We start from the raw sequence: 1,000 nt of genomic DNA, 5'->3' as shown, positions 1-1,000 counted from the left end.
GCCGACGTGGTGCACGCGCCAGCGGCCGTCGGCGGCGAGGGAGCGCACGACGTCCTCGATGATGCCGAGCAGCGGGACGAGTTCGTCCTCGGGCCGGTCGAAGTTGTCCGTCGAGAGCAGCCAGAGGGTGACGACCTCGACGTCCGTCTCGGTGCACCAGCCGAGGAACTCCTCGATCTTCTCGGCACCGGCCCGGTGACCGTGCACGGTGGTGGAACCCGAGGCCTTCGCCCAGCGCCGGTTGCCGTCCATGATGACGCCGATGTGCTTGGGCACCTGAGCGTGGTCCAGGTGACCTTCCACCCGGCGTGCGTACAGCCTGACCAGCAGGCCGCGCAGCTTGTCGCGCAGGTTCACGTGATTGTCAGCCCCTCCGTACGGATCGGACAGGTGCGGCCGAGCGCGGCCCCTGTCCGCATGGCGGTCCCCGGGGGCGAAGCCTACCCCCGCCCTACGACGGTGCCCGCGACGGGTGTTGAGGCAAAAAAACGGGCCGGTCCGTGGGGGGGAGACGGACCGGCCCGAGGGGGGGCTTCCACCATAACCCTTCGTAAGGGCTGCTGCGTGCATCGGCGCAAGACAACTACTCTCCGGAATCGTCCCGCAACGCGCCGGTGGCCGCGGAATGCCCGGTTCACAGCCTCTTCATGGCCGGTTCACGGCGGGCGCTCAGGACTTTTCGGACGTCCCCCTGACGGGCGACCCTGTGGGTGACGGCGGCTTGACGCCCGGAAACAGGATCCGGGCACCGCGCAGCCCCCTCCACTGCGCGGTGCCGCCCGCGCAGCTTTGCTGGCGCGAATTACCTTGGTCTGAACTTACGCGATGTGTCAGGGGTGACGCGAGTGGTCGGCGATAACGATGTGGAAAACCCTGGCCGTGCCCACCGCGGGGTACCGGCGCGCGAGGGCGGGCTCCGCGGCGCGCCGCACACCGGATCCGCCTCGAAGAGGACGGACTCCGACCCCGCTCCGCCCCGGTGTCCTGCCATCACCGTGAA

The 1,000-nt window shown here is 69.6% G+C and carries 1 protein-coding gene; it reads right to left on the bottom strand.

The features are described 5' to 3' along the window. Nucleotides 1-357: undecaprenyl diphosphate synthase family protein (locus AB0O67_RS37385; protein WP_365460591.1), on the bottom strand; the 357-nt coding region annotated here is incomplete at its 3' end. Between the last annotated feature and the right edge of the window lie 643 nt (nt 358-1,000).

The sequence above is a fragment of the Streptomyces sp. NPDC086077 genome (genome assembly GCF_040686175.1).
Lineage (GTDB): Bacteria > Actinomycetota > Actinomycetes > Streptomycetales > Streptomycetaceae > Streptomyces.
Note: the sequence above shows the minus strand (reverse complement) of the source record. Positions and strands in the feature narration are given on the sequence as shown.